We start from the raw sequence: 2,692 nt of genomic DNA on the forward strand, positions 1-2,692 counted from the left end.
CACCCAAGTAGCACGGGGCCCGAGAAATCCCGTGTGAATCTGGCGGGACCACCCGCTAAGCCTAAATATTCCCTGGTGACCGATAGCGGATAGTACCGTGAGGGAATGGTGAAAAGTACCGCGGGAGCGGAGTGAAATAGTACCTGAAACCGTGTGCCTACAAGCCGTGGGAGCGTCGCGCATCGAGCTTGCTCGGTGCGTCGTGACTGCGTGCCTTTTGAAGAATGAGCCTGCGAGTTTGCGGTGTGTTGCGAGGTTAACCCGTGTGGGGAAGCCGTAGCGAAAGCGAGTCCGAACAGGGCGGTATAGTAGCGCGCTCAAGACCCGAAGCGGAGTGATCTAGCCATGGGCAGGTTGAAGCGGAGGTAAGACTTCGTGGAGGACCGAACCCACCAGGGTTGAAAACCTGGGGGATGACCTGTGGTTAGGGGTGAAAGGCCAATCAAACTCCGTGATAGCTGGTTCTCCCCGAAATGCATTTAGGTGCAGCGTCGTGTGTTTCTTGCCGGAGGTAGAGCACTGGATAGGCGATGGGCCCTACCGGGTTACTGACCTTAGCCAAACTCCGAATGCCGGTAAGTGAGAGCGCGGCAGTGAGACTGTGGGGGATAAGCTCCATGGTCGAGAGGGAAACAGCCCAGAGCATCGACTAAGGCCCCTAAGCGTACGCTAAGTGGGAAAGGATGTGGAGTCGCAGAGACAACCAGGAGGTTGGCTTAGAAGCAGCCACCCTTGAAAGAGTGCGTAATAGCTCACTGGTCAAGTGATTCCGCGCCGACAATGTAGCGGGGCTCAAGCGTACCGCCGAAGTCGTGTCATTGCAGCATGAGGGCCAACGCCCGCTGTGATGGGTAGGGGAGCGTCGTGTGCCGGGTGAAGCAGCAGCGGAAGCTAGTTGTGGACGGTTCACGAGTGAGAATGCAGGCATGAGTAGCGATACACACGTGGGAAACGTGTGCGCCGATTGACTAAGGGTTCCTGGGTCAAGCTGATCTGCCCAGGGTAAGTCGGGACCTAAGGCGAGGCCGACAGGCGTAGTCGATGGACAACCGGTTGATATTCCGGTACCCGCTTTGAAACGCCCAATATCGAATCAGACGATGCTGAGACCGTGAAGCCGTTCCGGACCCTTCGGGGAATGGAAAGTGGTGGAGCCGTCGGACCAGATCTGTAGTAGGTAAGCGATGGGGTGACGCAGGAAGGTAGTCCAGCCCGGGCGGTGGTTGTCCCGGGGTAAGGGTGTAGGACGCACGGTAGGTAAATCCGTCGTGCACATAGTCTGAGACCTGATGCCGAGCCGATTGTGGTGAAGTGGATGATCCTATGCTGTCGAGAAAAGCCTCTAGCGAGTTTCATGGCGGCCCGTACCCTAAACCGACTCAGGTGGTCAGGTAGAGAATACCGAGGCGTTCGGGTGAACTATGGTTAAGGAACTCGGCAAAATGCCCCCGTAACTTCGGGAGAAGGGGGGCCATTCTAGGTGATCATCTTTACGGTGTGAGCTTGGGGTGGCCGCAGAGACCAGCGAGAAGCGACTGTTTACTAAAAACACAGGTCCGTGCGAAGCCGTAAGGCGATGTATACGGACTGACGCCTGCCCGGTGCTGGAACGTTAAGGGGACCGGTTAGTCATTCTTCGGGGTGGCGAAGCTGAGAACTTAAGCGCCAGTAAACGGCGGTGGTAACTATAACCATCCTAAGGTAGCGAAATTCCTTGTCGGGTAAGTTCCGACCTGCACGAATGGCGTAACGACTTCTCGACTGTCTCAACCATAGGCCCGGTGAAATTGCACTACGAGTAAAGATGCTCGTTTCGCGCAGCAGGACGGAAAGACCCCGGGACCTTTACTATAGTTTGATATTGGTGTTCGGTTCGGCTTGTGTAGGATAGGTGGGAGACTTTGAAGCTTGGACGCCAGTTCAGGTGGAGTCGTCGTTGAAATACCACTCTGGTCGTGCTGGATGTCTAACCTGGGTCCGTGATCCGGATCAGGGACAGTGTCTGATGGGTAGTTTAACTGGGGCGGTTGCCTCCTAAAGAGTAACGGAGGCGCCCAAAGGTTCCCTCAGCCTGGTTGGTAATCAGGTGTTGAGTGTAAGTGCACAAGGGAGCTTGACTGTGAGACCGACGGGTCGAGCAGGGACGAAAGTCGGGACTAGTGATCCGGCGGTGGCTTGTGGAAGCGCCGTCGCTCAACGGATAAAAGGTACCCCGGGGATAACAGGCTGATCTTCCCCAAGAGTCCATATCGACGGGATGGTTTGGCACCTCGATGTCGGCTCGTCGCATCCTGGGGCTGGAGTCGGTCCCAAGGGTTGGGCTGTTCGCCCATTAAAGCGGTACGCGAGCTGGGTTTAGAACGTCGTGAGACAGTTCGGTCCCTATCCGCTGCGCGCGCAGGAGTCTTGAGAAGGGCTGTCCCTAGTACGAGAGGACCGGGACGGACGAACCTCTGGTGTGCCAGTTGTTCTGCCAAGGGCATGGCTGGTTGGCTACGTTCGGAAAGGATAACCGCTGAAAGCATCTAAGCGGGAAGCCTGCTTCGAGATGAGGACTCCCACCCCCATGAGGGGTTAAGGCTCCCAGGAGACTACTGGGTTGATAGGCCAGATGTGGAAGACCGGTAACGGTTGGAGCTGACTGGTACTAATAGGCCGAGGGCTTGTCCTCAGTTGCTCGCGTCCACTGTGT

General features: G+C 56.6%; 1 rRNA gene. It reads left to right on the forward strand.

Annotated elements, in window-relative coordinates:
• Positions 1 to 2,671: ribosomal RNA gene (locus ACIO3P_RS38580) — 23S ribosomal RNA — on the forward strand; the annotation flags it as partial.
• Between the last annotated feature and the right edge of the window lie 21 nt (positions 2,672 to 2,692).

This window comes from Streptomyces sp. NPDC087310, from assembly GCF_044744405.1.
Lineage (GTDB): Bacteria > Actinomycetota > Actinomycetes > Streptomycetales > Streptomycetaceae > Streptomyces.